The sequence below is a fragment of the Pseudomonas sp. NBRC 111138 genome, assembly GCF_001320835.1.
Taxonomy (GTDB): Bacteria; Pseudomonadota; Gammaproteobacteria; order Pseudomonadales; family Pseudomonadaceae; genus Aquipseudomonas; species Aquipseudomonas paracarnis.
Map to the genome: position 1 here is coordinate 1 of NZ_BCBO01000141.1, position 26,876 is coordinate 26,876.

Annotated in this window: 23 protein-coding genes; 12 read left to right on the forward strand and 11 right to left on the reverse strand. The window is 61.2% G+C overall.

The features are described from left to right. The first annotated feature begins 23 nt into the window (after nt 1–23). Genes APH41_RS24180 through pcaC form a run of 4 tightly spaced genes read left to right on the forward strand, consistent with a single transcriptional unit; the run spans nt 24 to nt 3,905 of the window. Nucleotides 24–1,319 (forward strand): MFS family transporter, encoded by a 1,296-nt coding sequence (locus APH41_RS24180; RefSeq protein WP_032893116.1) that lies wholly within the window; start codon nt 24–26, stop codon nt 1,317–1,319. A 10-nt stretch (nt 1,320–1,329) separates the two neighbouring features. Next, nucleotides 1,330–2,694, forward strand: a complete 1,365-nt coding sequence (locus APH41_RS24185; RefSeq protein ID WP_054921958.1) for a 3-carboxy-cis,cis-muconate cycloisomerase — start codon at nt 1,330–1,332, stop codon at nt 2,692–2,694. A gap of 10 nt (nt 2,695–2,704) precedes the next feature. Next, nucleotides 2,705–3,496, forward strand: a complete 792-nt coding sequence (gene pcaD / locus APH41_RS24190) for a 3-oxoadipate enol-lactonase (RefSeq protein WP_054921961.1) — start codon at nt 2,705–2,707, stop codon at nt 3,494–3,496. A gap of 10 nt (nt 3,497–3,506) precedes the next feature. Continuing rightward, nucleotides 3,507–3,905, forward strand: coding sequence for a 4-carboxymuconolactone decarboxylase (pcaC, locus tag APH41_RS24195; protein WP_054898418.1), 399 nt, complete (start codon nt 3,507–3,509; stop codon nt 3,903–3,905). Here the strand turns inward: pcaC and APH41_RS24200 are convergent. From APH41_RS24200 to APH41_RS24225, 6 genes are all read right to left on the reverse strand, one after another. Beyond that, complete coding sequence (locus APH41_RS24200) at nt 3,902–5,515, reverse strand: M91 family zinc metallopeptidase (protein WP_054921964.1); 1,614 nt, start codon at nt 5,513–5,515, stop codon at nt 3,902–3,904. The genes pcaC and APH41_RS24200 overlap by 4 nt on opposite strands. 108 nt (nt 5,516–5,623) lie before the next feature. Next, complete coding sequence (locus tag APH41_RS24205) at nt 5,624–6,523, reverse strand: polysaccharide deacetylase family protein (protein ID WP_054921966.1); 900 nt, start codon at nt 6,521–6,523, stop codon at nt 5,624–5,626. 82 nt (nt 6,524–6,605) lie between these two features. Further along, complete coding sequence (locus tag APH41_RS24210; RefSeq protein ID WP_054898421.1) at nt 6,606–7,856, reverse strand: OprD family porin; 1,251 nt, start codon at nt 7,854–7,856, stop codon at nt 6,606–6,608. Between the two features lie 181 nt (nt 7,857–8,037). Next, nucleotides 8,038–9,495, reverse strand: coding sequence for an AdeC/AdeK/OprM family multidrug efflux complex outer membrane factor (adeC, locus tag APH41_RS24215; protein ID WP_003189337.1), 1,458 nt, complete (start codon nt 9,493–9,495; stop codon nt 8,038–8,040). Continuing rightward, the gene (locus APH41_RS24220; RefSeq protein ID WP_034125973.1) at nt 9,492–12,653 is read right to left on the reverse strand and encodes an efflux RND transporter permease subunit; all 3,162 of its coding nucleotides are present in this window, start codon (nt 12,651–12,653) and stop codon (nt 9,492–9,494) included. The genes adeC and APH41_RS24220 overlap by 4 nt, the downstream gene beginning before the upstream one ends. 3 nt (nt 12,654–12,656) lie before the next feature. Continuing rightward, nucleotides 12,657–13,805 (reverse strand): efflux RND transporter periplasmic adaptor subunit, encoded by a 1,149-nt coding sequence (locus APH41_RS24225; RefSeq protein ID WP_054898422.1) that lies wholly within the window; start codon nt 13,803–13,805, stop codon nt 12,657–12,659. Between the two features lie 265 nt (nt 13,806–14,070). Between APH41_RS24225 and APH41_RS24230 the strand changes: the two genes are divergently transcribed. After that, nucleotides 14,071–14,703 (forward strand): TetR family transcriptional regulator, encoded by a 633-nt coding sequence (locus APH41_RS24230; RefSeq protein WP_034125975.1) that lies wholly within the window; start codon nt 14,071–14,073, stop codon nt 14,701–14,703. 343 nt (nt 14,704–15,046) lie between these two features. On the opposite strand, the gene APH41_RS24235 is transcribed toward APH41_RS24230, so the two are convergent. The 3 genes from APH41_RS24235 to APH41_RS24245 are packed head-to-tail and all read right to left on the reverse strand — an operon-like array spanning nt 15,047 to nt 17,626. After that, entirely contained in the window at nt 15,047–16,102 is a 1,056-nt protein-coding gene (locus APH41_RS24235) for an alkene reductase (RefSeq protein ID WP_054921969.1), read from the reverse strand. Nucleotides 16,103–16,130: 28 nt separating this feature from the next. Then, a complete protein-coding gene (locus APH41_RS24240) occupies nt 16,131–17,297 on the reverse strand; it encodes an MFS transporter (protein ID WP_054921971.1) in 1,167 nt (388 codons plus the stop codon). A gap of 17 nt (nt 17,298–17,314) precedes the next feature. Beyond that, a complete protein-coding gene (locus tag APH41_RS24245; RefSeq protein WP_054899009.1) occupies nt 17,315–17,626 on the reverse strand; it encodes a helix-turn-helix transcriptional regulator in 312 nt (103 codons plus the stop codon). Nucleotides 17,627–17,781: 155 nt separating this feature from the next. Here APH41_RS24245 and APH41_RS24250 point away from each other — a divergent pair, with 155 nt between their 5' ends. After that, entirely contained in the window at nt 17,782–18,366 is a 585-nt protein-coding gene (locus APH41_RS24250) for an ACP phosphodiesterase (RefSeq protein ID WP_054921972.1), read from the forward strand. A gap of 109 nt (nt 18,367–18,475) precedes the next feature. Here APH41_RS24250 and APH41_RS24255 read toward each other — a convergent pair whose 3' ends face one another. Next, nucleotides 18,476–19,267, reverse strand: a complete 792-nt coding sequence (locus APH41_RS24255; RefSeq protein ID WP_032893104.1) for a lysophospholipid acyltransferase family protein — start codon at nt 19,265–19,267, stop codon at nt 18,476–18,478. Beyond that, on the reverse strand, nt 19,267–20,022 hold the full coding sequence (gene olsB / locus APH41_RS24260; RefSeq protein WP_054921975.1) for an L-ornithine N(alpha)-acyltransferase: 756 nt from the start codon (nt 20,020–20,022) through the stop codon (nt 19,267–19,269). The genes APH41_RS24255 and olsB overlap by 1 nt, the downstream gene beginning before the upstream one ends. Nucleotides 20,023–20,206: 184 nt before the next feature. Here olsB and APH41_RS24265 point away from each other — a divergent pair, with 184 nt between their 5' ends. The 6 genes from APH41_RS24265 to APH41_RS24290 all read left to right on the forward strand — a co-directional run bounded on the left by APH41_RS24265 (nt 20,207) and on the right by APH41_RS24290 (nt 26,771). Then, entirely contained in the window at nt 20,207–21,280 is a 1,074-nt protein-coding gene (locus APH41_RS24265) for a serine hydrolase (protein ID WP_054921977.1), read from the forward strand. Then, on the forward strand, nt 21,277–21,591 hold the full coding sequence (locus APH41_RS24270; RefSeq protein ID WP_054921980.1) for a hypothetical protein: 315 nt from the start codon (nt 21,277–21,279) through the stop codon (nt 21,589–21,591). Before APH41_RS24265 ends, APH41_RS24270 begins: the two co-directional genes overlap by 4 nt. A gap of 258 nt (nt 21,592–21,849) precedes the next feature. Continuing rightward, nucleotides 21,850–23,028: a M20 aminoacylase family protein gene (locus APH41_RS24275; RefSeq protein ID WP_054921982.1), complete on the forward strand. Its 1,179-nt coding sequence runs from the start codon at nt 21,850–21,852 to the stop codon at nt 23,026–23,028. Between the two features lie 170 nt (nt 23,029–23,198). Beyond that, a complete protein-coding gene (locus APH41_RS24280) occupies nt 23,199–24,509 on the forward strand; it encodes a citrate-proton symporter (RefSeq protein WP_054921984.1) in 1,311 nt (436 codons plus the stop codon). Continuing rightward, nucleotides 24,506–25,948: an amidase gene (locus APH41_RS24285; protein WP_054921987.1), complete on the forward strand. Its 1,443-nt coding sequence runs from the start codon at nt 24,506–24,508 to the stop codon at nt 25,946–25,948. Before APH41_RS24280 ends, APH41_RS24285 begins: the two co-directional genes overlap by 4 nt. Nucleotides 25,949–26,012: 64 nt before the next feature. Continuing rightward, nucleotides 26,013–26,771, forward strand: coding sequence for a helix-turn-helix domain-containing protein (locus tag APH41_RS24290; RefSeq protein WP_054899019.1), 759 nt, complete (start codon nt 26,013–26,015; stop codon nt 26,769–26,771). Nucleotides 26,772–26,876: the final 105 nt, after the last annotated feature.

Below are 26,876 nucleotides of genomic sequence, written 5' to 3' on the forward strand. Positions count from 1 at the left end.
CCGTTCCCACTGAGTAAAAAAACATGACAACAAAAACCAGCCACTACACCGGAGAAGAACGCAGCAAACGGATCTTTGCGATTGTCGGTGCGTCCTCCGGCAACCTGGTCGAATGGTTCGACTTCTACGTCTATGCCTTCTGCGCGATTTATTTTGCCCCGGCGTTTTTCCCCTCGGACGACCCCACGGTGCAGTTGCTCAACACCGCCGGTGTGTTTGCCGCCGGGTTCCTGATGCGACCGATCGGTGGTTGGTTGTTTGGCCGGGTGGCCGACAAGCACGGGCGCAAGAACTCGATGATGATCTCGGTGCTGATGATGTGCGGCGGCTCCCTGGTCATCGCCTTCCTGCCCACTTATAACGACATCGGTGCCTGGGCCCCGGCGCTGCTGTTGGTGGCACGACTGTTCCAGGGCTTGTCGGTGGGCGGCGAATACGGCACCACGGCCACCTACATGAGTGAAGTCGCGCTCAAGGGCCAGCGTGGCTTCTTTGCTTCGTTCCAGTACGTGACCCTGATCGGCGGCCAGTTGCTGGCGGTGCTGGTGGTGGTGATCCTGCAACAGATCCTCACTGAAGAAGAACTGCGTGCCTGGGGCTGGCGCATCCCGTTTGTGATCGGCGCCATAGCCGCCGTGATCTCCCTGCTGCTGCGTCGCACCCTGAAAGAAACCACCAGCAAGGAAATGCGCGAAGACAAGGACGCCGGCAGTATCGTCGCGCTGTTTCGCGACCACGGCAAAGCTTTCATTACGGTGCTGGGCTACACCGCCGGCGGCTCGCTGATTTTCTATACCTTCACCACCTACATGCAGAAGTACCTGGTGAACACCGTCGGCATGCACGCCAAGACCTCGAGCTACATCATGACCGGCGCGCTGTTCCTGTACATGTGCATGCAGCCGTTGTTCGGCATGTTGGCCGACAAGATCGGCCGGCGTAATTCGATGCTCTGGTTTGCCGGCCTTGGCACGCTGTTCACTGTGCCGATCCTGTTGACCTTGAAAACCGTGACCAGCCCGTTTTTGGCATTTGTGCTGATCACCCTGGCCTTGGCGATTGTCAGCTTCTACACCTCCATCAGCGGCTTGGTCAAAGCGGAGATGTTTCCGCCGCAGGTGCGTGCCTTGGGCGTAGGCCTGGCCTATGCGGTGGCTAACGCGGTGTTTGGCGGTTCGGCAGAAGTGGTTGCGCTGAGCCTCAAATCCATCGGCATGGAAAACACCTTTTATTGGTACGTCACCGCGATGATGGCGGTGGCCTTCCTGTTCAGCTTGCGCCTGCCGAAACAGGCGGCGTACCTGCATCACGATCTGTAAGGGATGAGTTATGACGTTGCGCACGAGCAATCAACTGTTCGACGCTTATTTCACTGCTGACAGCATGGCCGAGGTGTTCTGTGACCAGGGGCGCTTGCAGGGCATGCTGGATTTCGAAGCCGCACTGGCCCGGGCGCAGGCCCGGGTAGGGTTGATTCCCCAGGCCGTCGTCGCACCGATTGCCCAGGCGTGCCTGGCGTCGCTGTATGACGTGGACGCCCTTGGCAGCGCAATTGCCACGGCGGGCAACTCAGCGATTCCTTTGGTGAAGGCGTTGGGCAAGTTGATCGCCAGTGAGGACGCTGACGCCGAGCGTTATGTGCACCTGGGCGCAACCAGTCAGGATGTGATGGACACCGGCTTGGTGCTGCAACTGCGCCGCGGGGTGGAATTGATCGAGGCCGATCTGGCTCGCCTGGGGGAGGTGTTGGCCGCCCAGGCCCAGCGTTACGCCACCGTACCGTTGGCCGGGCGCACCTGGTTGCAGCACGCGACGCCGGTCACCCTGGGGATGAAAATCGCCGGTTGGCTGGGCGCGGTGACGCGCAGTCGCCAGCGCCTGGCCGAGTTGAAGCCCCGCCTGCTGGTGCTGCAATTTGGCGGCGCCTCGGGCACCTTGGCCGCGCTCGGCGAACACGCCATGCCCGTGGCCGAAGCCTTGGCCGCCGAGTTGCAACTGGGTTTGCCGGAACAACCCTGGCACACCCAGCGTGACCGCCTGGTGGAGTTTGCCAGTCTGCTCGGTCTGATCGCCGGTAGCCTGGGCAAGTTGGGCCGCGATATCAGCCTGTTGATGCAGACCGAAGCGGCGGAGGTGTTCGAGCCTTCGGCGCCGGGCAAGGGCGGTTCGTCCACCATGCCGCACAAGCGTAACCCGGTGGGCGCCGCGGTGCTGATCAGCGCAGCCACCCGCGTACCCGGCCTGGTGGCGACAATGTTCAGCGCCATGCCCCAGGAGCACGAACGCAGCCTGGGCTTGTGGCACGCCGAATGGGAAACCTTGCCAGAGATTTGCCGCTTGGTATCCGGTGCCTTGCATCAGGCAATTCTGGTCAGTGAAGGGCTGGAGGTGAATGCCGAACGCATGGCACAGAACCTCGGCCTGACCCAAGGCCTGGTACTGGCCGAAGCGGTGAGTATCGTGCTCGCCCAACGCTTGGGCCGTGACACCGCACACCATCTGCTGGAGCAGTGCTGCAAACGTGCGGTCGCCGAGCAGCGCCATTTGCGCGCGGTACTGGCGGATGAGCCGCACGTCACCGCCGAGTTGTCGGCGGCTGAACTGGATCGCCTGCTCGACCCTGCCCACTACCTGGGCCAGGCGTCTACCTGGGTCACGCGTGCGGTGACCGAACATTTTGCTTTGACTGCCTGAGGAGAACGCTGTGGCTTTTGTACAACTCGCAAAGGGCGAACTGCATTACCAACTCGAGGGGCCCGCCGACGCACCGGTATTGGTGCTGTCCAATTCCCTGGGTACCGACCTGCATATGTGGGACATCCAGATACCGGCCTTCACCGAGCATTTTCGTGTGCTGCGATTCGACACCCGTGGCCACGGCCAATCCCTGGTGACCGAGGGGCCTTACAGCATCGAGCAACTGGGCCGAGACGTGATCGCGCTGCTGGATGCGCTGGATATCCAGAAGGCGCATTTTTGCGGACTGTCCATGGGTGGCTTGATCGGCCAGTGGCTGGGTATTCATGCCGGCGAGCGCCTGCAACGCCTGGTGGTGTGTAATACCGCGGCCAAGATCGGCACGCCCGAGGTGTGGAACCCGCGTATCGAAATGGTCCTGCGTGATGGCGCAGCCGCGATGGTGGCGCTGCGCGATGCGTCGATTGCGCGCTGGTTCACCGCGGATTTCGCCGCTGCCAACCCGCATCAGGCCAAGCAGATCACCGACATGCTCGCGGCCACGTCACCCGAGGGGTATGCCGCCAACTGCGGCGCCGTGCGCGATGCGGATTTTCGTGAGCAATTGTCCTCGATCAAGGTGCCGACCCTGGTGATTGCCGGCACCGAAGACGCGGTGACGCCGCCAGCCGGCGGCCACTTTATCCAGAGCCATGTGCAGGGTGCCGAGTATGCCGAGTTCTATGCGGCGCACCTGTCCAACGTTCAGGCCGGTGCTGCGTTCAGCGACCGGGTGATCGAATTTCTGCTGGCCCGCTGAGGAGCTATTTGTGGACGAGAAACAACGTTATGCCGAAGGCCTGCAGGTGCGCCGCGAAGTACTGGGCGATGCCCATGTCGACCGCAGCCTCAATGCCCTGACCGAGTTCAACAGCGAGTTCCAGGAAATGATCACCCGCCATGCCTGGGGTGACATCTGGACCCGCCCCGGCCTGCCTCGGCATACCCGCAGCCTGATCACCATCGCGATGCTGATCGGCATGAACCGCAGTGAAGAACTGAAACTGCACCTGCGTGCCGCCGCCAGCAACGGCGTGACCCGCGCCGAGATCAAGGAGGTGTTGATGCAGAGTGCGATCTACTGCGGGATCCCGGCGGCGAATGCGACGTTTCACTTGGCTGAGTCAGTGTGGGATGAGTTGGGAGTTGAGTCGCGGGGCGCGGTCTAGATGTATTCCGTACGTAGTGGGCGGCGCATTTCTTCCTTCAGTGCATTTTCAGTAAATGCAGGGGGGTTGCTTGTCGTGGGCTCGGTTGCACGATGATCGTCAAAATCGAACGATAATGCATCTGTAGGCAAGCCTACTGCTTGACGTTCGTCGTTGGGCTCGCCCTCAGGATTCTCGTCTATGACTGTTTGACCTTCGAGGAAGGTACCCGTGGCCCCATTGTAGGCGTGGGCCATTTCATGGAATAGGACGTTGACCGGAGCAGTTTCGTCATTAGGCACGAAGGAGGGGTTGTATTGTAATTGTGCGCCCGTCGCGAAGGCGCCACGTTGATTGTGGGCAATGTAGCCCTGGGCTGCTGGTTCAAGGGTCTCCAGGGATTTACCTGTAGCCAGGTGGTTGCGCACCGCTGCGTTATTAAAAATGTAAAAGCCGTTATCATCAGCCGTTTCAGTGATGCGCACCGGAGAGTCATTGCGCTGGGCCGAGTTATCGGCAGTGCTTAACATTTTTTTGCCTGGCAGGGACATTCTCAGCAGTTCCATGTCGTCCTCTACGTATTGTATGAACTCGGGAGAGCCTTCAACGACATAGCCACTTTTTCCTGCTTCGCGGTATTGCGTGTGAATGAGCGTGGAACCTGGCGTGCGGTGAATCTCGTCCGAAGGCTTGGCATAAATGACGGTGTCATCGCTATTGGACCTGACAATATTTTTGTCGCGCCCGGTATAAATCGTGGCAGGGCCCTGCGTGACTATCAGGTTTTCACCTTTGCCTCCATGCATGACTATCGGGTTTGGGGAGTCATTGCTGGTGCTAATCATAAAGTCGTGACCGTCACCACCGTCCATGTAGATATGGCGATCAGCAGAACCCTCTCCTGACTGCATGCGGTCATTACCGTTGTTTCCCTTGAGAATGCCACTGCCGGAGCCTGCGATGAGTAAATCGTCGCCATCATCACCAAATGCGATGCCGACGCCGCTGCCCAGTTTTAGCCAGTCGTTCCCTGCGCCTCCGTATAGACGCGTATTACCCGAGCCAGCACGGGCATAATCATTGCCCTCGCCCAGTTCAATGTGAATGTCGTTATTAACGTCTGGGTGGATCACAACGCAGTCATCGCCGCCTTTGGTTTTTATGCGCAGGGGCTGGATTTCAGTTCCGTCAGAGGAGCGAGCAAGACTCAGTTGATACGGTATGTTATTGATGGTGGCGACCAGACTGTCGTCCGGGCCTTTTTTGATAATGACCTTATCGGCACGGTCAGTTGTCTCGATTACACATTCATTACCAGCAGCCCCTATCGGCTCGCCGTTTTTGCTTAAGTAGGTTATCTCCTGATAGATCTTTACGTTCGCGTCATGACGCAACACATCAGTGTTGATGTATTTTTTTTGGGTTGTGTCTAGTGGGTCCTGATCAGGTGTGAGCCTGGAATGGCTGGAAAAGTACAGGAAATCCACTGTCCTGTCCGGTCCTACATACCCGGCAGATTTAGCGTTGATCTGGATGGGTGGTCGCGGTGAGGTTGTGCTGGAAGGTGCCTCCACGGGCGCCATGGGTTGTGGATTGACGGCGTATGCGCCAGAAAGCGAAGACGTATTCATGTGGGTCATCTCATTGTGTGTTGACCCTGAGTGGTGGTGCTGGAATTGAGGTTCCCGACAGCAGGTGGGCGGGGACGGCAGCAGATGTTATCCGTTGTTGCGACGAGGTTAATGAGAGTCTGCGTCCCACACCAGATTCCAAATCCCAGGCAAATGCACTGGGTCGTCCACATTTTTCACGGTTCGCGCAATCGCCGCGCGCTCAACCTGGGCCGTGTCGGTGTAGAACGGCTCGGCAGCGGTCTTCAAACCGTTGACCCGCGCGCTGTCCATCAGGATCTGCAAATACTCCTGCATATGCCTGGCGGTGTAGCGGTTGATGTCATGGAAGGTCACCACTACCGGAATCACGCCCTCCACTGTCGGTAGTTCACCCAAGGCGATGCGTTCGCGTACCACCGACAGTTGCCGATACAGGTTGGCCCGCCGACGCGGGCTGGCGTTGAAGCCCCAGATCTTGCCGTCATTGGCACTCAAGTCCGTCAGCAGTACGTGCATGCCGTGGCGTTGGTAGGCGGCGAAGGTGCGCTTGTCGTAGTTCCAGAAGGGTGGGCGTACCAGCACGGGGCGCGCCCCCGTGATGGCGGCAATGTCTGCGGCCCCTTCGGTAAGGGTGTGTTCCAGGGTGGCGTCGTTCAGCCAGCGATGATTGGTGTGAAACGCCGTGGCGGTGTGAAAGGCCAGGACATGGCCAGCGGCGAATTCACGTTCCATGGTCTTGCGCCCCCGGGCACTGCCGCCGGAGCGAGCGGCTTCGGTCTGCAGGAAGAACACCGCCTTGATTCCCGGCAGCACCGGGTTGTTGTTCAGGTCGGCCACTACCGAGCGGCTCGGGTTGTTGTAGCCCGACGCACTTGGGCCATCGTCGAAGGTCAGCAAAAAGCGGATAGGCGCTTGGGTTTGCAGGCGCTGTTCGGTTTGAGGCGTCAGGGCGATGGGGGCGCTGATGCAGCCCCCCAGGCTCAAGGCCAGGGCAAACAGTGCGATTGCTGTAGCGAAGGATTTCATGCCGTGCGGCGCCCGAGTAAAGGCCGCTGCTGGGGGGATCAGCAGCGGCAGGCGCGCACCATACAGTAAGTGCTATGCCGGTTTACAGCAGACTGATCGGATAGCTGACGATCAACCGGTTCTCATCGAACTCGTTGTTGCTGTAGTCCCTGCGCATGCTCGAATTGCGCCAGCGCACGTTGAGGTTTTTCAGCGTGCCGCTTTGCACCGTATAGCCTACTTCGGTCTCGCGGCCCCACTCCTTGCCGTCGGTGATGGTGCCGGTGTGTACGTTGCTGCCGCTGATATAGCGGTTCATCAGGGTCAGGCCCGGTACGCCGAGGGCGGCGAAGTTGTAGTCGTGACGAACCTGCCAGGATTTCTCCTGCGCGTTGTCGTAGCTGGAGTTGTAGCTGTCGTTGGCCAGGGTACCGCCGCTGGTGCCGTTGACGCGCATCCAGGCACTGTCGCCGGTGAGTTTTTGCAAACCGACGTAGAAGGTGTTGCCGCCGTACCTGGCCGAGAACAAACCGGACCAGGTTTTGTTGTCCAGGTCGCCGGCGCGGGCGCTGCCGTCGTCCTTGCCGTAGAAGAAGCCCAGGTTGGCGCCCAGGGTCCAGGCGCCCACAGGCTGGCTGTGGATCAGATTGACGAACTGCTGGCTGTAGATGTCCTTGAGCTGGGCATTCCACACGCCGACTTGGGTGCGTTTGTCGTTGAACGCGTATTCGGCGCCCTGGAAATTGAAACGGTCGGAGGTGAAGGCGGTTTTGCCGAACATCGACATGTCGCTCATGCTGCCGTCGTCCCGCGGGCTGTTGGCGCGGAATTGGCCGCCATAGAGGGTCAGGCCGTCGATTTCCTTCGAGGTGATCTGCCCACCACGCAGGGTCTGTGGCAGGGAGCGGCCATCGTCGGAACGCAGGATCGGCAGCACCGGCATCCATTCGCCCACCTTCAACTCGGTCTTGGAAAAGCGCGCCTTGAATGCCACGCCGAGCCGGCCGAATTCATCGGCTGGCCGACCGTCATGGTCCAGCGGCAGCAACTGCGTGCCGCCCGTGCCACGCCCGCCATCAAGCTTGAGCGAGTACAAGCCCAGCACATCCACACCAAAACCGACTGTGCCTTGGGTGAACCCGGACTTGGCGTCGAGAATGAAACTTTGCGTCCACTCCTGCGCGCCACCCTGAGCCTTCGTAGGATTGGTGTAGTTGCGGTTGAAGAAGAAATTACGCAGGTTGAGGTTGGCGCTGGCGTCTTCGAGAAAGCCGTGATCCTGGGCGAGAACGGGCAGGGCAGAACTGGCGACAGCAGCCGCCAGCAACAGCTGGCGCGGTTGGAAAGTGCTCATGGTGTGGACCTGTTGTTATTGGGTTTATGCAGGTGGCGGCCATGGTGCGCGGCGGTGCGGGGGCGATGAAAGTAGGGGAAGGCGGGTTGTGGGCGATGATCGAACGTAAGTTGTACGGGCAACAATGCAGGCATAAAAAAACCGCTTCCGGTGAGGGAAGCGGTTTTTCACACCCGCGCTATCAGAACAACTTCAACGGCGGTGCTTGTTCTTTCAACGGCTCGTTCTTCGCAGTCTGCTCGTTCCAGCCACCGCCGAGGGCCTTGTACAGGTTGACCTCGCTGGTGAGCTGCGCCAGGCGATCGGTGATCAGCGATTGCTGGGCACTGAACAGTTGGCGCTGGGCGTCGAGGAAGGTCAGGTTGCTGTCGACACCAATGCGGTAGCGACGCTCGGCCAGGCGGTAGTAATCCTGGTTAGCCTCGACGAAGCCGCGTTGGGCATCCAGTTGCTGCTTGTAGGTCGCACGCGCGGCCAGGCCGTCGGAGACTTCCTGGAAGCCGGTCTGGATGGCCTTCTCGTAGTTGGCCACGTTGATCTCTTTCTGGATCTTCGAGTAGTCCAGGCTTGCGCGCAGGCTACCGGCGTTGAAGATCGGGATGTTGATCTGCGGGGCAAACGCCCAGGTCCCCGAACCGCCTTTGAACAGGCCACCCAGGGTAGGGCTGGCAGTACCGGCGCTGGCGGTCAGGCTGATGCTCGGGAAGAACGCCGCACGGGCCGCGCCGATGTTGGCGTTGGCGGCCTTGAGGTTGTACTCGGCTTGCACGATGTCTGGGCGACGTTGCAGCAGGTCCGAGGGCAACCCGGCAGGCACTTCGCTGAGCAGGTCATCGGACAGCGGCTTGCTGGCGATATTCGCCGGCAGGCCGGTGCCCAGCAGCAGGGTCAGGCTGTTTTCGTCCTGGGCCACCTGGCGGGTGTAACGCGCCAGTTGCACACGGGCGTTTTCCACCGAGGTGCGTGCCTGGCTGAGGTCGAGGGCCGAGGCCACGCCGACTTCATTGCTGCGCGAGGTGAGCTTGTAGCTTTGCTCGAACGCGGCCAGGGTGTCCTGGGTCAGCTTGAGCAGCTCCTTGTCGGCCTGCCAGGTCAGGTAGGCATTGGCCACGCTGGCCACCAGGCTGATTTGGGTGCTGCGGCGCGCTTCTTCAGTGGCGAAGTACTTTTGCAGCGCTTCTTCACTGAGGCTGCGCACGCGGCCGAACAGGTCCAGCTCATACGAACTGATGCCAAGGCCCGCCGAGTACTGGCTGGCGATGGTCGATTCGCCGGTCTGCGACAGCTTGGCCGGGGTGCGCGAACGGCTGCCGTTACCGGTGGCCGATACCGCCGGGAACAGGTCGGCACGCTGGATCTGGTATTGCGCTGCATAGGCGTCGATGTTCAGCGCCGCGACACGTAGGTCACGGTTGTTCACCAACGCGGTCTGGATCAATTGCTGCAGGGCAGGGTCATGGAAAAACTGCTTCCAGCCTTGCTCGGCAGCGGCCTGGCTCGGCGCCTGGGCCGACGAATACGCCGGCCCCTGCGGGAACTGCGCGGCCACCGGCGCTTCGGGACGCTGATAGTCAGGTATCAGCGAGCAGCCACTGAGCACGAATGCGGTGACGGCTAGGGAAAGTAGCGACTTGCTCATTGGCCAGCCTCTTTAGGAGTTTCAGTAGTGTCTTTCTTTTTGCGTTCGCCAGCGGCGGACACGGTTGCGTAGAACAGTGGCACCCAGAAGATCGCCAGCACAGTGGCCGTGATCATACCGCCGATAACGCCGGTACCGATTGCGTGCTGGCTGCCTGAACCGGCGCCGGTGGAGATTGCCAGCGGCAATACGCCGAGCATGAACGCCAACGAGGTCATGATGATCGGGCGCAGACGCATGCGGGATGCTTCGATAGCCGCCTCGACGATGCCTTTGCCTTGCTCATGCAGTTCCTTGGCGAATTCCACGATGAGGATGGCGTTTTTCGCCGCCAGGCCCACCGTCACCAACAGGCCCACCTGGAAGAACACGTCGTTGGACAAGCCGCGCATGCTGGTGGCGATCAGTGCACCAATCACACCCAGAGGTACAACCAGAATCACCGCGATCGGGATCGACCAGCTTTCGTACAGTGCCGCCAGGCACAAGAACACGACCAGCAGCGACAGTGCGTACAGTGCTGGCGCCTGGGAACCGGAAAGGCGTTCTTCGTACGACAGGCCTGTCCAGGCGTAACCGACACCGGCCGGCAGTTCTTTGGCGATGCGTTCGACTTCGGCCATCGCATCACCGGTACTGTAGCCCGGTGCCGGGGTACCGAGGATTTCCATCGCCGCTACACCGTTGTATCGCGAAAGCTTGGGCGAACCGTAGATCCACTTGCCCGACGAGATGGCCGACAGCGGCACCATTTTCCCGTCGTTGCTGCGCACGTACCATTTGTCCAGGTCTTCGGGCGACATCCGGCTGGCGGCGTCGCCTTGTACATACACCTTCTTCACGCGACCACGGTCGATGAAGTCGTTGATGTAGCTACCACCCAAGGCAATGGCCAGGGTCTGCTGGATATCCGCCAGGCTGATGCCTTGGGCACTGGCTTTCTCGTCGTCAACGGTCAGCTCGTACTGCGGCTCGTCGTTCACGCCGTTAGGACGCACGCCGGCCAGCACCTTGCTTTGTGCCGCCGCACCCAGGAACTGGTTACGTGCAGCCATCAGCTTGTCGTGGCCGACGCCACCCTGGTCTTGCAGGAACACGTCGAAACCCGTGGCGTTACCCAACTCCAGCACCGAAGGCGGCACGATGGCGAAAACCATGGCGTCCTTGAAGGCCCCGAAGAAGTAACCCTGGGCACGCTTGGCCACTTCGAACACCGACTGGCTCGAATCACGCTCATCCCACGGTTTGAGCATCACGAACGCAAGCCCGGAGCTCTGGCCACGACCGGCGAAGTTGAAGCCGTTCACGGTAAACACCGACTTCACCGCCTTACCTTCGCCTGGCTCGCCTTCCTTGTCGTTCAGCAGGAAGGCGCGCATGTCGTCGACGACTTTCTGCGTGCGCTCAGCCGAAGCACCGACCGGTGTCTGCACCTGGGCGAAGATCACACCCTGGTCTTCCTCAGGCAGGAACGCGCTTGGAATACGGGTGAACATCCAGATCATGCCGGCCAGGATCAGCGCATACACCAGGAATGCCGGGATCTTGTGCTTGATCATGCCGCCCACGCCGCGCTCGTACTTGAGTACGCCACGGTCGAAGGTGCGGTTGAACCAGCCGAAGAAGCCGCGCTTGGGCTGGCCGTGTTTTTCCGGATCAATCGGCTTGAGCATGGTGGCGCACAAAGCCGGGGTGAAGATCAGGGCAACCAGCACCGACAACGCCATCGCCGAAACGATGGTGATGGAGAACTGCCGGTAGATCACACCGGTGGAACCACCGAAGAACGCCATCGGCAGCAGTACCGCCGACAGTACCAGGGCAATACCCACCAGGGCACCCTGGATCTGGCCCATGGACTTGATCGTTGCTTCCTTGGGCGACAGGTGCTCCTCGGCCATTACCCGTTCGACGTTTTCCACCACGACGATGGCATCGTCCACCAGCAAGCCGATGGCCAGGATCATGCCGAACATGGTCAAGGTGTTGATGGTGAAGCCGCACGCCGCCAGGATCCCGAAGGTACCCAGCAATACCACCGGTACGGTCATGGTGGTGATGATGGTGGCACGGAAGTTCTGCAGGAACAGGAACATCACCAGGAACACCAGCACGATCGCTTCGACCAGAGTGTGAACCACACCGGAGATCGATTCGGTCACGACCGGGGTGGTGTCATACGGCACCACCGCCTTCATGCCAGGCGGGAAGAACGGCTCCAGGGACTTCACTGTTTCGCGGATGGCCTTGCCGGTGTCCAGTGCGTTGGCACCGGCCGCCAGCTTGATCGCCATACCCGAGGCCGGCTTGCCGTTGAACTGTGCACTGATGCTGTAGTTCTGGCCGCCCAGTTCGATGCGCGCGACGTCACCCAGGCGAACCTGGGAGCCGTCGGTGTTCACCTTCATCAGGATCTTGGCGAATTCTTCGGTGCTTTGCAGGCGCGTCTTGCCGATGATCGTGGCGTTCAGCTGGGTGCCGGGCAGGGCAGGCAGACCGCCCAGTTGACCGGTGGCCACCTGCACGTTCTGGGCCTTGATGGCATTGCTGACGTCCACTGGCGTGAGCTGGTAATTGTTCAGTTTGGCCGGGTCGAGCCAGATACGCATGGCGTACTGCGAACCGAACACCTGGAAGTCACCCACCCCCGCGGTACGCGAGATCGGGTCCTGGATGTTGGACACGATGTAGTTGGAGAGGTCGTCCTTGGTCATGCTGCCGTCTTCCGACACCAGACCGATCACCATCAGGAAGTTCTTCACCGACTTGGTCACGCGGATACCCTGTTGCTGCACTTCTTGCGGCAGCAGTGGGGTGGCCAGGTTCAGCTTGTTCTGTACCTGGACCTGAGCGATATCCGGGTTGGTACCCTGGTTGAACGTCACGGTGATGGTCATGCTGCCGTCGGAGTTACTGTCCGAGGAGACATAACGCAGGTTGTCGATACCGTTGAGCTGTTGCTCGATGACCTGCACCACGGTGTCCTGCACGGTTTGTGCGGACGCGCCTGGGTAGGTCACCTGGATATCAATGGCCGTTGGCGCAATGGCCGGGTATTGGTTGATGGGCAACTTCAGGATCGAGAGTGCCCCGACCAGCATGATCACCAGGGCAATTACCCAGGCGAAAATGGGACGGTCGATAAAAAATTTCGACATGGATTACTCCCCTTGACCAGCAGCGGCAGCAGGCGCTGCGGCAGTACCGGCGGGTTTAGCGTTGGAGGCTTCCGTGACCTTCACCTCGGCGCCTGGCTTGACGTACTGCAAGCCTTCGGTGATGACGCGATCACCGGCATTGAGGCCTTTTTCCACGAGCCAGTAGGCACCGGCGGTACGGTTGGCAACCAGTTCGCGTTGCTCGACCTTGTTGTCCTTGTTCACGATCAGCGCTGTCGGAATGCCGCGCAGGTCACGGGTCACGCCTTGTTGCGGAGCCAGGATGGCCTTGCTGTTCACACCGGCCAGCAACTGGGCGTGTACGAACATGCCCGGCAGCAGCACGTGGTCAGGGTTGGGGAACACGGCGCGCAGGGTCACGGAACCGGTGGTCTGGTCGACCGACACTTCGGAGAACTCCAGCTTGCCGTCCTGGGCGTAGGCCGTGCCGTCTTCCAGGGTCAGCTTGACCTTGGCAGCGTTTTCGCCGGCTTTTTCCAGTTGGCCGCTGGCCAGGTCGCGACGCAGCTTGAGCATTTCAGCTGAAGATTGCGTGACGTCGACGTAGATCGGGTCCAGTTGCTGGATCACCGCCATGGCGTCGGCCTGGCCATTGCTGACCAGTGCGCCTTCGGTGACCGAAGAACGGCCAATACGCCCGGAGATCGGCGCGTACACCTTGGTATAGCGCACGTTGATCTGGGCGGTTTGAACGTTTGCCTCGGCAGTCATGCGGTTGGCAACGGCGGTGTCGTATTCCTGACGGCTGACGGCTTGTTCATCGACCAATTGCTTGTAGCGATCGGTGATGGATTTGGTCTGGGTCAGGCTCGCTTGTGCGCTTTTGAGCGTGGCTTCATACACCGACGGGTCGATCTGGTAGAGCTGTTGCCCTTCCTTCACGTCGGCGCCTTCCTTGAACAGGCGCTTGAGAATGATGCCGTTGACCTGCGGCCGGACTTCCGCAATGCGAAAGGCCGTGGTGCGGCCTGGCAGCTCGGTGGTCAGGGTATAGGCTTGCGGTTGAATGGTGACCACGCCGACCTGAGGGGTTTGAGCGGGCGGTGCCGCTTCTTCCTTTTTACATCCGCTGAGCAGCGATGCCAGGGCGACGGCAGTGACCAGAGCGGTAACAGCTGGCTTAAGTTGCATGAAGATCCTCGGGTCAGGCGCGCAGAGTGCGCACAAGAAGTGTGGAAGGGTAAAAAACAAGCCGTGAGTGGATAAGTAGCTTGCTACGCAATATACTTACGTTCATGGTTGTTTGTAAACTCTTGACAGGCTTCGCGCAATGTTGACAAAGCACCGCCGCAAGCCTCGATTCTAGTACGTTCGGCGCCCATGACGGCGTCGTCCCACAATTATTCAGATGACGGTCAAGTACCGTCCACAGTGTCCCGATTGAGGTTTTACTGCCATGGTTCGTCGCACCAAAGAGGAAGCTCAGGAAACGCGCAGCCAGATTCTCCAAGCCGCCGAGCAAGCCTTTTATGAGCGTGGCGTAGCGCGTACCACCCTGGCGGACATCGCCGCGTTGGCGGGCGTGACGCGTGGGGCAATCTATTGGCATTTCAGCAATAAGTCCGATTTGCTCCAGGCCTTGCTCGATACGCTGCACGAACCCCTGGACGAATTGGCCCGGGCGAGTGAAAGCGAGGATGAAGTCGACCCGCTGGGCTGTATGCGCAAGCTGCTGATTCATCTCTACCATGAAGTGGCCCTGGACCCGAAAACCCGGCGCATCAACGAGATTCTGTTTCATAAGTGCGAGTTCACCGATGAAATGTGTGACATGCGCCGCCAACGCCAGACCCACAGCCTGGAATGCAACCTGCGTATCAGCCTGACGTTGCGTAACGCGGTTCATCGCGGGCAACTGCCTGAAAATCTCGACACCACCCGTGGGGCTGTCTGCATACATGCCTTCATCCACGGTTTGATCGGCCAGTGGCTGCTGGTCCCCGATAGCTTTGAACTGCACCAGGACGCCGAGCGCTGGGCTGATATAGGGCTGGACATGCTGCGCCTGAGCCCCAGCCTGCGCAATTGAAACAAAATGCGTAATTGCAACCCGTTGTGTCAACAGTAAAGCCTAAGGACGGTCAATCGTCCTTCTGGCTGATTTGTGGGGTGACTTTATATACGGCCTGGCGGGCGGTTGATAGGTAGCCGGCTAAGTATTTTGTAGCGATATTGTTGCCGTTCTGTGAAGCGATGTTTCCATGGGGGCTACAGACAGGCACAAATGTGAGAGGGGACTTGCTCCTGACACTGTAGGAGCGAGCTTGCTCGCGAAAAACTTCAACGATAACGCGTGCTTCCTGAGTGAACGCGGCGCCTCTTAGTTTCTCGCGAGCAAGCTCGCTCCTACAGCATTGGGTTTGCGGGTTAGGTTAGATCGGCAGCGTCGGGTAGTCGATGTAACCCACCGGGCCTTTGCCATAGAAAGTTTCAGGGTGCGGCTCGTTCAACGGCGCATCGGCCTTCAGTCGCGCCGGCAGGTCCGGGTTGGCGATAAAAGGAATACCAAAGGCCACTGCATCCGCCTTGCCCGCCGCCAGCCAGGCGTTGGCGCTGTCTTTGGTGAAACGTTCGTTGGCGATGTATACGCCGCCGAAGGCTTTTTTCAGCTGTGGGCCGAGGCTATCCGCACCTTCTTTTTCGCGGGAGCAGATGAAGGCGATGCCGCGCTTGCCCAGTTCGCTGGCGACGTAGGTGAAGGTCTCGGCGAGGTTGTCGTCGCCCATGTCATGCGCGTCAGCACGCGGTGCCAGGTGCACGCCCACGCGGCCGGCGCCCCAGACTTCGATGGCGGCGTCGGTGACTTCCAGCAACAGGCGCGCACGGTTTTCCAGGGAACCACCGTACTGGTCGGTGCGCTGGTTGGTGCTGCTCTGCAGGAACTGGTCAAGCAGGTAGCCGTTGGCGCCGTGGATTTCCACGCCGTCGAAACCGGCGGCCTTGGCGTTCTCGGCGCCGGTGCGATAAGCGTCGACGATGTCGGCGATTTCAGCGGTTTCCAGGGCGCGCGGGGTTGGGTAGTCGGCCAATGGGCGAACCAGGCTGACGTGGCCTTTAGCCTGGACCGCACTCGGAGCCACCGGGGTTTCCCCGTTCAGGTAGGACTCGTGGGAGATGCGGCCAACGTGCCACAACTGCAGGAAGATCTTGCCGCCCGCGCCATGCACTGCCTTGGTGATGTTGGCCCAGCCGCGCACCTGATCGTTGGACCAGATGCCGGGGGTGTCCGGGTAGCCCACGCCCATGGGCGTCACGGAAGTGGCTTCGCTGAGGATCAGCCCCGCGGACGCGCGTTGCACGTAGTACTCGGCCATCAGCGCGTTGGGCACGCGCCCGGCGTCTGCGCGGCAGCGGGTCAGCGGCGCCATGATGATGCGGTTCGACAGTTGCACGTCGCCCAGTGTGATCGGATCGAAAATAGTCGTCATGGAAAAAACACCTTCTCTTTCAAGTTGATCAGTTGGTCGCGGGGGCCAGGTCGGCGTTGCCGCCCTGACGGAAAGTGATAAGGGTCACCAGCAGCGCGAGAATCGCCAGTGCTGCAGCGGCCAGGGGCACGCTGGTCAGGCCGAAGCCGTGGGCAATCACGCTGCCGCCGACCCAGGCGCCGAGGGCGTTGCCAATGTTGAAGGCACCGATATTGAGGGTAGATACCAGGTTCGGCGCGGCCTTGCCGAAGGTCACCACGTTGATTTGCAGCGCCGGCACGGCGGCGAACGAGGCGGTGGCCCACAGGAACAGGGTGATTTCAGTCGGTATCACCGCAACGCTGGTCCAGCTCAACACCGTGGAAACCACCGCCATGCTGATGAACACGCCGATCAAGGTGGCCGCCAGGCGCTTGTCCGCCAGTTTGCCGCCGATGATGTTGCCCACGGTGAGCCCCAGGCCGATCAGCAGCAGGGTCCAGGTCACGCCCTTGGGCGACACGCCGGTGACATCGCCCAGCAGCGGCGCGACGTAGGTAAAGAGGGTGAACATAGACGCGGCAAACAGCGCGGTCATGCTCAGCGACAGCCAGATACCGGCACCCTTGAGGGCGGCCAGTTCGGCGCGCATGTCGAGTTTTTCTTCGTCACGCTTGGCGGGCAGGAAGCGAATAAGGCCGATCAAGGCGATTACGCCAATCACGGTCACGGCCCAGAAGGTCGAGCGCCAGCCGGCTTCCTGGCCCAGCGCCGTACCCAGGGGCACGCCCAGCACGTTCGCCAGGGTCAACCCGGTGAACATCAGCGCCACGGCCGACGCACGTTTGTTGGCCGGTACCAGGTTGGCCGCCACCACCGAGCCAATCCCGAAGAAGGCACCGTGGCACAACGCTGTGACCACACGGGCAAACATCAGCACGTTGTAGTCGCTTGCCAGGGCACAGAGCAGATTGCCGATAATGAAAATACCCATCAACGCTACCAGCGCCGCCTTGCGTGGCAGCCTGGCGGTGGCCAGTGCCATGAACGGTGCGCCGATGGCCACGCCCAGGGCGTAGCCGGTGACCAGCCAGCCGGCTCCGGGAATCGACACACCCAGGTCCGCCGCCACATCGGGCAGCAAGCCCATGATGACGAACTCGGTGGTGCCGATGGCGAAGGCGCTCAGGGCCAGTATGAGTAGCGAGAGGGGCATGGACGTGTCCTTGATGATTACGGTGCGCTGAGTTCGGTAATGAGCGCAGCGAGAAAGGCTTGGATCACTTCCTCGTTGCGCTTGAAAAAGTGCCACTGCCCGGCTTTCTGGCTGCTGATCAAACCCGCCCGTTGCAAGGTGGCCAGGTGCGCCGACACGGTCGACTGGGACAAGCCGCAGCGTTGGTCGATCTGCCCGGCGCAGATGCCGTATTCGTGGTTGTGCAATTGCTCGGGGAACTGCACTTTCGGGTCTTTGAGCCAGGTGAGGATGTCTCGTCGTACTGGGTGCGCCAGGGCTTTTATTATTTCGTCGAGGTCGATGGACATGGCAGGGTGCTCGGTGTCGTAAAGCGTTATATCGCGATGAGGCGAACTTTAAATCGTAATATCCCGATATACCAATATGATTTTGATCTGAGGCCAGGTCGAATCGGTATATCGGGTTATAACGATATGCGGGTGGCAGTGGTAGACTGCGCAGCATGAATTATCTCGCACATCTGCACCTGGGCGGCCAACTTCCTGCGCAATTGCTGGGCAGTCTCTATGGCGACTTCGTCAAAGGCCGCCTTCAGGGCCAGTTCAGCCCGCAAATCGAAGCGGCGATCCAGTTGCATCGCTCCATCGACCGCTTTACCGATAGCCATCCGCTGGTGGGCGAGGCGTTGTCGCGCTTCAGTCTGACCCGCAGGCGCTATGCCGGGATCGTCCTCGATGTGTTTTTTGACCATTGCCTGGCGCGTGATTGGGCGCTGTATGCCGACCAGCCCCTGGAGCGTTTCACGTCGCATGTGTATCAGGTGTTGGCGGCCGAACCCGCGTTGCCGGGGCGGCTGGCGCAGATTGCGCCGTATATGGCCGCGGATGATTGGTTGGGCTCGTACCGCGAGTTTGCGGTGATTGAGCAGGTGCTGCGCGGGATTTCGCGGCGGCTGACACAGCCTGAGGAACTGGGGTATGCGATGCAGGAGTTGCGGGTTTTGTATGAGCCGTTGAGTGAGGACTTTCGACTGTTCTACCCAGAGTTGCAGAAATTTGCGCAATCTCAACTGACTATTGAGATCTGAATGTGGGAGCTGGCCTGTCGGCGATAGCGGCCTACCGGTTGATGTTATGGCTGACCCACCGCCATCGCAGGCAAGCCAGCTCCCACATTTGGATTGAGTTCACATTGCTTCAGGCTGCGAATGCAGGCCGAGCGGCCACTTGCTCGGTTTCCGGCACCGGGCCGAACAATGCCTTCTGCACCGCCTGCTGCGCCTGATACGCCAACGCCGCACGTTCCTGCCCGGCGCAGGCAATCGGCTTGAGCACATGAATCTCCACATCGCCGCGGTCATTGGAAAACAAGCGCATCAGGTGCGAGAGCAAATCATCATCGCCAATAAAGGGTGCCAGCGGGTCGACTTGGCCGTCGCGCAGATACCGAATCGCTACCGGCTGCAGTGATACATCCGCATCGATCGCGCTGGCCAGCAAGCGCCCGTGGAACGTGCGCAGGCCGCGCCCATCGGTGGTGGTGCCTTCGGGGAACATCAGCAAGGGGTGCTGTTGCTCCAGATGACGGGTCATTTGCTTGCGGATCAGTTGGCTGTCACCTGATCCGCGACGAATAAACAGGCTGCCAGCCTTGGCCGCCAGCCAGCCGGCCACCGGCCAGGTGCGCACCTCGGCCTTGGACAAAAACGACATCGGCGCCACCATGCCCAGCAACGGAATATCCGTCCACGACACATGATTGCTCACCCACAGCATCGGCGTTTGCGGCAACTCGCCATGCACCGTCACGCGAAAGGGCAGGGCGTTGGTCAGTCGCGCCATAAAGAAGCGCGACCAACGCTGGCGCCGCACCATCGAGTTAGCCACGCCCAGGCGCTCGAACAGGCCAAACACACTGGCCATGCTCAACCCCAGCCCCACCACCAACAGCACGCGGGCGATGCGCCCGTAAATGCGCAGGCGGTTCATCACATGGCCGCCTTGAAGTGGCGCGCGTAACGCGGGCACAACTCGTCGCGCTTGAGCAGGATAAACACGTCTGCTACCTGGAAGTCTTCATCCCAGCACGGCTCGCCGCAGATCTTCGCACCCAGGCGCATGTAGGCCTTGAGCAGCGGCGGCATTTCGGCGATGACGTTGGACGGCAGGTCCAGGGCCGGCAGTGGTTTTTTCGGTTCGGCGCGCAGGTGTTCGTTGCACAGGTAGCGCTCGCGCAAGCGCTGCATGATCGCGTGGGCCTGGATGCCGCCATCGTGCATCGGGATGCTCGCGCAGCCCATCAGGTAGCTGTAGCCGCCCTGGTTGAGCACTTCGGCCAACTCGCCCCATAACACCGCGATGGTGCCGCCATTGCGATAGGCCGGGTCGACGCAGGTGCGGCCAATCTCCAGGATCGGGCCCTGCAAGTGCAGCAGGCCATGCAGGCTGAATTCTTCTTCACTGTAGAACCGGCCCAGGGTGCTGGCGGCCTGGTGGTCGAGCAGACGGGTAGTCGCGACGAGTCGACCGCTGTTCAAATCCCGCACGCCGATATGGCTGCAGTGAACATCATAGTCATCCATGTCCAGACCCAGTTCCGCGCCTTTCAGCTTGGCGTTGAACTCGCCGCTGAACACGTTGAACCGCAGGGCCTGGGCTTCCTGCAATGCCTGCGTGCCTACCAGGCGTTCGGCTTGCAGACGGCGTTCATTGCCTTTGTCGCTGATGCGGGCGATCTGAGTCATAGCGAGTCTCCGGGTGCCGGCCAGGTTGCGGCCAGTCGACTTTGTTGTCCAAAGTCAGGCTATGTAGCCTCGGTGTCAGCTCCATGAAGTTACGGTGACGGTTGGATGACAGCCCCCTTGTCGCAAATCTGTCACTGGCGTGAGCTAGGCTCGCGGGCTTGAATGCCCCCTTGAGTTTGCGTCCATGGTCCGAGGCCTGTTGTGCGTTGCCCTGCTGTTTGTCGCCGTGAATGCTCGCGCTGAAATCTGGCCTGAAAAGGAGTGGGCCGTGGGCACAACCCTCACCGGTCCCGCTGTCGATGCCCTGGACGCCTACGCTTTCCCACCTCGTGACGATGCCACCCGCAACGGTATTCGCACCGATGCGTTGCTGGTCATTCGGGATGGCGAAATCATCTATGAACGCTACGCCGCGCCCACCACTGCCAGCACACCGCACCTGACCTGGTCCGTCAGCAAAAGCCTGATGGCTACCGTGCTGGGCGTGGCCTACGGGCAAGGCCGCTTCAAACTCGGCGACCCTGTCGCACGTTTCTACCCACCGATGAAGCAGCACCCCAAAGTGAGCATGGCCGACCTGCTGCACTGGGCCTCCGGGTTGGACTGGCAGGAAGACTACGAGTACGCCCCGTTGAAATCCTCGGTGGTGGCGATGCTCTACACCCGTGGCCACACCGACATGGCGCAATTCGCGGCGGATACCGAGGCCGCCGCCGTTCCTGGCCAGGCTTTCCGTTATTCCAGTGGCGACAGCACTATCCTGTCCGCTGCGCTCAAGGGCATGCTCGGCCACAAGGCCTACATGACCTACCCGTGGGACGCGCTGTTCCAGCCCCTGGGCATTCGCGACGCAACCTGGGAAACCGACGCCGATGAAACGTTTGTCGCGTCGTCCTATGCCTACCTCACGGCCCGGGATCTGGCACGAGTAGGTTTACTGATGGCGCGGGATGGGCGCTGGGGCGTGCGGCAACTGCTGCCCAAGGACTGGGTCACCTTCAACCGCCGGCCCTTCGACCGCTACAAAGTCGGCCAGGATGAAGCTGTGCCGGGCGGCCATTGGTGGCTCAACACCGGCGCCCCCCAACCCTGGCCCGACGCACCGGCCACTACCTTCGCCGCGCTGGGGCACTGGGGCCAGGCGCTGTTTGTGCTGCCCGACGAACACCTGGTGATCGTGCGTTACGGCGATGATCGGGATGGCAGTTACCGGCATAACGAACTGCTCAAACGCGTGCTGGCGGCGGTGCGCTCATGATTCGACGCCATCCGTTCATCAGCGTTTTACTGGTGTTGTTCTTTGCACTGTCGGGATGGGTTTGGCATGAGCGCGTTAACCTGCAAGCCTTCCCCGACATCATCGCGGCGTACACCGCCAAGGAGTACTGCTCGTGCCGGTACGTGGCCAACAACCCGGCGCAGTATTGCCTGGGGTATGTGAAGCAGTACGTGCCCATCAGTGCGTTCACTGACTCGCCGGAACGCAGTGAAGTCACGGCGAGTGGGTTGGGGCGTACCCATACAGCGCGGTGGTTGGGCGACCGTCAAGGCTGCCGCCTCAACCCCTGACACACCCAAATTCCCCTGTGGGAGCTGGCTTGCCTGCGATAGCGCCAGGTCAGCCAACATCACTGGTGCCTGTGCCGCCGCCATCGCAGGCAAGCCAGCTCCCACATTTAGATTATCTGCGTGGGTTCTCGGAAAAAGAACCGGCCCTGAGGTTCCACAGGGTGGAACCACCTTTGATTGTCCTCACGCGTACATCGCGCTTAGCTGTCGATGTGTCGCCAACAAGAACGGGACCACCCGCCTGTGAGGAGAATCACCATGCGCCCGCACCAGCACATCCTGGATTGGCTCAGCGACGTTGCCAGCGACTTGCACGCTGTGCGTCACGATATCCACGCCCACCCCGAACTCGGCTTTGAAGAGAACCGCACCTCAGCGCTGGTCGCACAGTCACTCAAGGAGTGGGGTTACGAGGTGCACACCGGCATCGGCAGGACCGGTGTGGTCGGTGTGTTGCGCAATGGCAACAGCTCGCGCACGTTGGGGATTCGCGCCGACATGGACGCCTTGCCCATCATCGAAAACACCGGCGCGGCCTACACCAGCCAACATGCCGGCTGCATGCACGCCTGCGGCCATGACGGCCACACCACCATGTTGCTCGGTGCCGCGCGTTACTTGGCGGCGACGCGGCAATTCGACGGTACTTTGAACCTGATTTTCCAACCCGCCGAAGAAGGCCAGGGCGGCGCCGAGGCGATGCTTGCAGATGGGTTGCTGGAGCGCTTCCCCTGCGACGGGTTGTTCGGCATGCACAATATGCCAGGCTTGCCGGCTGGGCATCTGGGCTTGAGAGTGGGGCCGATGATGGCCTCCCAGGACCTGCTCACCGTGACGCTCGAAGGCGTAGGTGGCCATGGCTCCATGCCGCACCTTACCGTCGATCCGCTGGTGGCTGCCGCCAGTATGGTCATGGCCTTGCAAACGGTGGTAGCACGCAATATCGACACCCAGGAAGCTGCCGTGGTCACGGTCGGCGCCCTTCAAGCAGGGCAAGCCGCCAATGTGATTCCCCAGCAAGCCCTGTTGCGCCTGAGCTTGCGCGCACTTAACCCCAAGGTACGCGAACAGATGCTGGAACGGGTCAACGCGATCATCCAGACCCAGGCCGCCAGCTTCGGCTGCACCGTGCAGATCGAACACCGGCCGGCCTACCCGGTGCTGGTCAACCACGCCGAAGAAACCGAATTCGCCCGCCAGGTCGGTGTGGCCTTGCTCGGTGCCGACGCTGTGGATGGCAACACCCGCACGCTGATGGGCAGCGAAGACTTCGCCTGGATGCTGCAACGCTGCCCCGGCAGTTACCTGTTTATCGGCAACGGCGTGTCGCGACCGATGGTGCACAACCCCGCCTATGACTTCAACGACGACATCCTGCTGACCGGCGCAGCCTACTGGGGTGCGCTAGCCGAGAGCTGGCTCAAGCCAGCCGGATAACCCAATCCTTTGTAGGAGCGAGCTTGCTCGCGAAAAACCCACAAGCGACACGGGCTCCCGGAAAGCGCTGCGTCAGCGTTAACGACCTTCGCGAGCAAGCTCGCTCCTACTGCAACGCCTTTTTCTGCCGCTGGACCCTTTCCCTATATCGGTTGAATGGAGTGTTCCTCATGCAGACTTCAAAGCCTGGCGTTTCCCGCACCCGCCAAGTGGTGGCGGCCGTGATCGGCAACGCGCTGGAATGGTATGACTTTATCGTCTACGGCTTTCTCGCCAGTATCATCGCCCGGCAGTTCTTCCCCTCGGAAGACGAATACGCGTCGCTGCTGATGGCCCTGGCCACCTTTGGCGTGGGCTTTTTCATGCGTCCGGTGGGCGGCATCCTGTTGGGTATTTATGCCGACCGCAAAGGCCGCAAAGCCGCGATGCAGTTGATTATCCGGCTGATGACCGTGTCCATCGCGCTGATCGCCTTCGCGCCGAACTACGCCGCGATCGGCATGGGTGCACCGTTGCTGATTGTGGTGGCGCGGATGCTTCAGGGGTTTGCCACCGGCGGTGAATATGCCAGCGCCACGGCATTTCTGGTGGAGAGCGCACCTGCCCATCGCAAGGGCTTGTATGGCTCCTGGCAATTGGTAGGGCAATGCCTGGCGGTGTTCGGCGGGGCGGCGATGGTGGCGTTGGTCACGCATTTCTTTTCGCCCGAAACCCTCGACCTGTGGGGCTGGCGCCTGCCGTTTGTGCTGGGCTTGTTGATCGGCCCGGTGGGGTTATGGATCCGTCGGCACATGGAAGACCCGGAAGAGTTTATCCAGGCGCGTAAAAACGCCACCGGCCCGACGCCGAGCCTCATGGAGGTGCTGCGCGAACATCGGCGCAGCATCCTGGTGTCCATGGGCCTGGCCTGCGGGGCGACGGTGTCGTTCTACGTGGTGCTGGTGAACATGCCGACCTTCGCCCACAAAAACCTCGGCCTGCCGCTGGACCAGGTGCTGATGGTGCAGATGTTTGCGGTGGCGCTGATGACCGTGGTGATCCCCTTGTCCGGCCTGCTCTCGGATCGGTTGGGACGGCGACCGGTGTTGATGGCCTTCACCCTGGCGTTCTTCGTGATGGTCTACCCCTTGTATGTGTGGGTAGCCGCTGCGCCGTCCATCGAGCGCCTGCTGGTGATGCAGGTGATGTTGTGCACGGCGATTGGCGGGTTCTTCGGGCCAGCGCCGACGGCATTGGCCGAACAGTTCCCTATCGAGGTGCGCTCGACCGGTGTGTCGGTGGCCTATAACGTGGCGGTGATGGTGTTCGGTGGTTTCGCGCCGTTGATCGTGACCTGGCTGAGCAAGGTGCTGGGCACGCCAGTGGCGCCCTCGTTTTATGTATTGTTTGCGTGCGTGCTGACGCTGCTGGGCACTTACTGCATGCGCGAGGCACCCCGGGCGAGCAAGCCGCTGCCGTTTTCCAGAGAGGTGAAGCCTTGAGTATTGTTGATTGGGATGCCACTGAGCTGTCGCGGGCCATCCATGGGCGGCAGGTATCGTGCGAAGAGGTGATGCAGGCGTACCTGGCGCAGATCCAGCGCTTTAACCCTGGCGTGAATGCGCTGGTGTCACTGCGCGACAGCGAGGCCGTGCTGGCCGAGGCGAGGGTCTGCGATCGTGAGTTGGACCAGGGCCACTCCCGTGGCTGGATGCATGGCATGCCCCAGGCCATCAAGGACCTGGCGGCCACCCAGGGTTTGCGCACCACCCTGGGCTCACCGCTGTTCGCCGAGCATGTACCGAACGAAGACGCCATCAGCGTGGCGCGGGTGCGGGCCAGTGGCGCGATCATCATCGGCAAGACCAACGTGCCGGAGTTCGGCCTGGGCTCTCACACCTACAACACGCTGTTCGGCACCACCGGCAATGCCTATGACCCGCTCCTGGCGGCCGGCGGTAGCAGTGGCGGGGCGGCGGTGGCCCTGGCGCTACGCATGCTGCCGGTGGCCGACGGCAGCGACATGATGGGCTCGTTGCGCAACCCGGCGGCGTTCAACAACGTGTTCGGCTTGCGCCCCTCCCAGGGGCGGGTGCCTCACGGGCCGATGCCGGAACTGTTCGTGCAGCAATTGGGCACCGAAGGCCCGATGGGGCGCAGCGTAACGGATGTGGCGCGGTTGCTGAGCATTCAGTCCGGTTACGATCCCCGGGCGCCGTTGTCATCCAGGGACGATCCCGCTGTGCTGGGCCAGCCGTTGCAACGCGACTTCAACGGCGCACGCCTCGGTTGGCTGGGGGACTACAACGGTCATCTGCCGATGGATGATGGCGTGATGAGCCTGTGCGAAGCGGCGCTGGATGATTTCGCCAGGTTGGGCTGTGAAGTGCACAGCTGCCAACCGGACTTTTCCATGGCGCGCCTGTGGCGCTGCTGGTTGGTACACCGCCATTGGCTGGTGCACGGCAACCTCGGCGCGGCCTACGCCAACCCGCAAAAACGCGCGTTGCTCAAGCCCGAAGCGCAATGGGAAGTGGAGGGCGGCCAGGGCTTGAGTGCCCAGCAGGTTTACCAGGCGTCGGTGGACCGCAGTGAGTGGTACCGCGCTTTGGGCAAGCTGTTCGAGCGTTACGATTTCCTGCTGTTGCCCACCGCCCAGGTGTTCCCTTTCGATGCACAACAGCCTTGGCCGCGCCTCGTCGGCGGGCGTGAAATGGACACTTATCACCGCTGGATGGAGGTGGTGATCGGCCCGACCCTCGCCGGTTTGCCGAGCATGAGCATCCCGGTGGGCTTCAACCCACAGGGCTTGCCCATGGGCCTGCAAATCATTGGCCCGGCCCAGGCCGACAGGGCCGTACTGCAATTGGCCTATGCCCATGAACAACTGACCCAATGGGTACAACGCCGGCCACCGGCGTGCCTTGCAACGACCCGTTGAGCGCTGACCGGGCCTGTATCTTGCTGTGAAAAAAGATCATCCACCGGCAACAGGGAGATCGAATATGGAGACAGGCACCGTACGCTCGGTTGAGCGCGCTCTGGCAATCGTCGAGTTGCTGGGCGAGCACCAGGCCCTGGGGCTGGAAGAACTGCACTACCTCACGCAGCTGCCCAAGGCCACGGTGTCGCGCATGTTGCTGACCTTGCAGGAACAGGGGTGGGTCTACCGCGGCCTGAGCGATCGGCGTTACCGCCTGCGTGCCCGGCGCTTGTTTGGCGATACCCAGCAACGCTTCAAGCGCCAGGTGGTGGAGAGCGCCGCCCCTTGGTTGCTGGAGCTCAGCGAGCGCACTGGGCTGGTGGTGGACTTGTCGTGCTTCGATGGCGAGCGCCTGGAGGTCATGGAAAGCGCGATCCCCAGCGTGTTGCGCAAGCTGTACCCGAACAACTGCCAGATCGTCGGCCAGTACGCCAGCCTGTTCCACTCGGCGATGGGCAAGGCTTGCCTGACGCAATTGCCGGCTGACGAAGTACAGCGCCTGGCAGGCCGCAATCATGTGGCGGCAGACGAGCACTATCGCGCATGCGAGCAAACCCAGCACCAGGGCTTCGGACAGCGTACCGAGGGCTATTGGGAATACCCGGTGCGTTTGCCGTTCCTGATCCGGGCGGTGGCCTTGCCGGTGCGCGCCAATGGCCGATTGGTGGGGAGCATGGCGCTGCATTGGCCGATGCATCAGGCGCCGGTGGAGCGGGTGTTGAATTTGCACATGGGCAGCCTTGAAGAAACGATCTGCGAAGTGCAGCGAACGCTGGTTTGAAAACACAGCAAAAACCCTGCGGCAGCTGGCTTTTGTGGCGAGGGAGCTTGCTCCCGCTGGGGTGCGTAGCGCCCCCAAAAAGCCGGCTCCAGCTGCGCTGTCGAA

What these genes read in the sequence shown, in the direction of transcription:
- APH41_RS24180 (WP_032893116.1), top strand. Translation starts at nt 24, where the DNA reads ATGACAACAAAAACCAGCCACTACACCGGAGAAGAACGCAGCAAACGG.
- APH41_RS24185 (WP_054921958.1), top strand. Translation starts at nt 1,330, where the DNA reads ATGACGTTGCGCACGAGCAATCAACTGTTCGACGCTTATTTCACTGCT.
- APH41_RS24200 (WP_054921964.1), bottom strand. Translation starts at nt 5,515, where the DNA reads ATGAATACGTCTTCGCTTTCTGGCGCATACGCCGTCAATCCACAACCC.
- APH41_RS24205 (WP_054921966.1), bottom strand. Translation starts at nt 6,523, where the DNA reads ATGAAATCCTTCGCTACAGCAATCGCACTGTTTGCCCTGGCCTTGAGC.
- APH41_RS24210 (WP_054898421.1), bottom strand. Translation starts at nt 7,856, where the DNA reads ATGAGCACTTTCCAACCGCGCCAGCTGTTGCTGGCGGCTGCTGTCGCC.
- adeC (WP_003189337.1), bottom strand. Translation starts at nt 9,495, where the DNA reads ATGAGCAAGTCGCTACTTTCCCTAGCCGTCACCGCATTCGTGCTCAGT.
- APH41_RS24220 (WP_034125973.1), bottom strand. Translation starts at nt 12,653, where the DNA reads ATGTCGAAATTTTTTATCGACCGTCCCATTTTCGCCTGGGTAATTGCC.
- APH41_RS24225 (WP_054898422.1), bottom strand. Translation starts at nt 13,805, where the DNA reads ATGCAACTTAAGCCAGCTGTTACCGCTCTGGTCACTGCCGTCGCCCTG.
- APH41_RS24230 (WP_034125975.1), top strand. Translation starts at nt 14,071, where the DNA reads ATGGTTCGTCGCACCAAAGAGGAAGCTCAGGAAACGCGCAGCCAGATT.
- APH41_RS24235 (WP_054921969.1), bottom strand. Translation starts at nt 16,102, where the DNA reads ATGACGACTATTTTCGATCCGATCACACTGGGCGACGTGCAACTGTCG.
- APH41_RS24240 (WP_054921971.1), bottom strand. Translation starts at nt 17,297, where the DNA reads ATGCCCCTCTCGCTACTCATACTGGCCCTGAGCGCCTTCGCCATCGGC.
- APH41_RS24245 (WP_054899009.1), bottom strand. Translation starts at nt 17,626, where the DNA reads ATGTCCATCGACCTCGACGAAATAATAAAAGCCCTGGCGCACCCAGTA.
- APH41_RS24250 (WP_054921972.1), top strand. Translation starts at nt 17,782, where the DNA reads ATGAATTATCTCGCACATCTGCACCTGGGCGGCCAACTTCCTGCGCAA.
- APH41_RS24255 (WP_032893104.1), bottom strand. Translation starts at nt 19,267, where the DNA reads ATGAACCGCCTGCGCATTTACGGGCGCATCGCCCGCGTGCTGTTGGTG.
- olsB (WP_054921975.1), bottom strand. Translation starts at nt 20,022, where the DNA reads ATGACTCAGATCGCCCGCATCAGCGACAAAGGCAATGAACGCCGTCTG.
- APH41_RS24265 (WP_054921977.1), top strand. Translation starts at nt 20,207, where the DNA reads ATGGTCCGAGGCCTGTTGTGCGTTGCCCTGCTGTTTGTCGCCGTGAAT.
- APH41_RS24270 (WP_054921980.1), top strand. Translation starts at nt 21,277, where the DNA reads ATGATTCGACGCCATCCGTTCATCAGCGTTTTACTGGTGTTGTTCTTT.
- APH41_RS24275 (WP_054921982.1), top strand. Translation starts at nt 21,850, where the DNA reads ATGCGCCCGCACCAGCACATCCTGGATTGGCTCAGCGACGTTGCCAGC.
- APH41_RS24280 (WP_054921984.1), top strand. Translation starts at nt 23,199, where the DNA reads ATGCAGACTTCAAAGCCTGGCGTTTCCCGCACCCGCCAAGTGGTGGCG.
- APH41_RS24290 (WP_054899019.1), top strand. Translation starts at nt 26,013, where the DNA reads ATGGAGACAGGCACCGTACGCTCGGTTGAGCGCGCTCTGGCAATCGTC.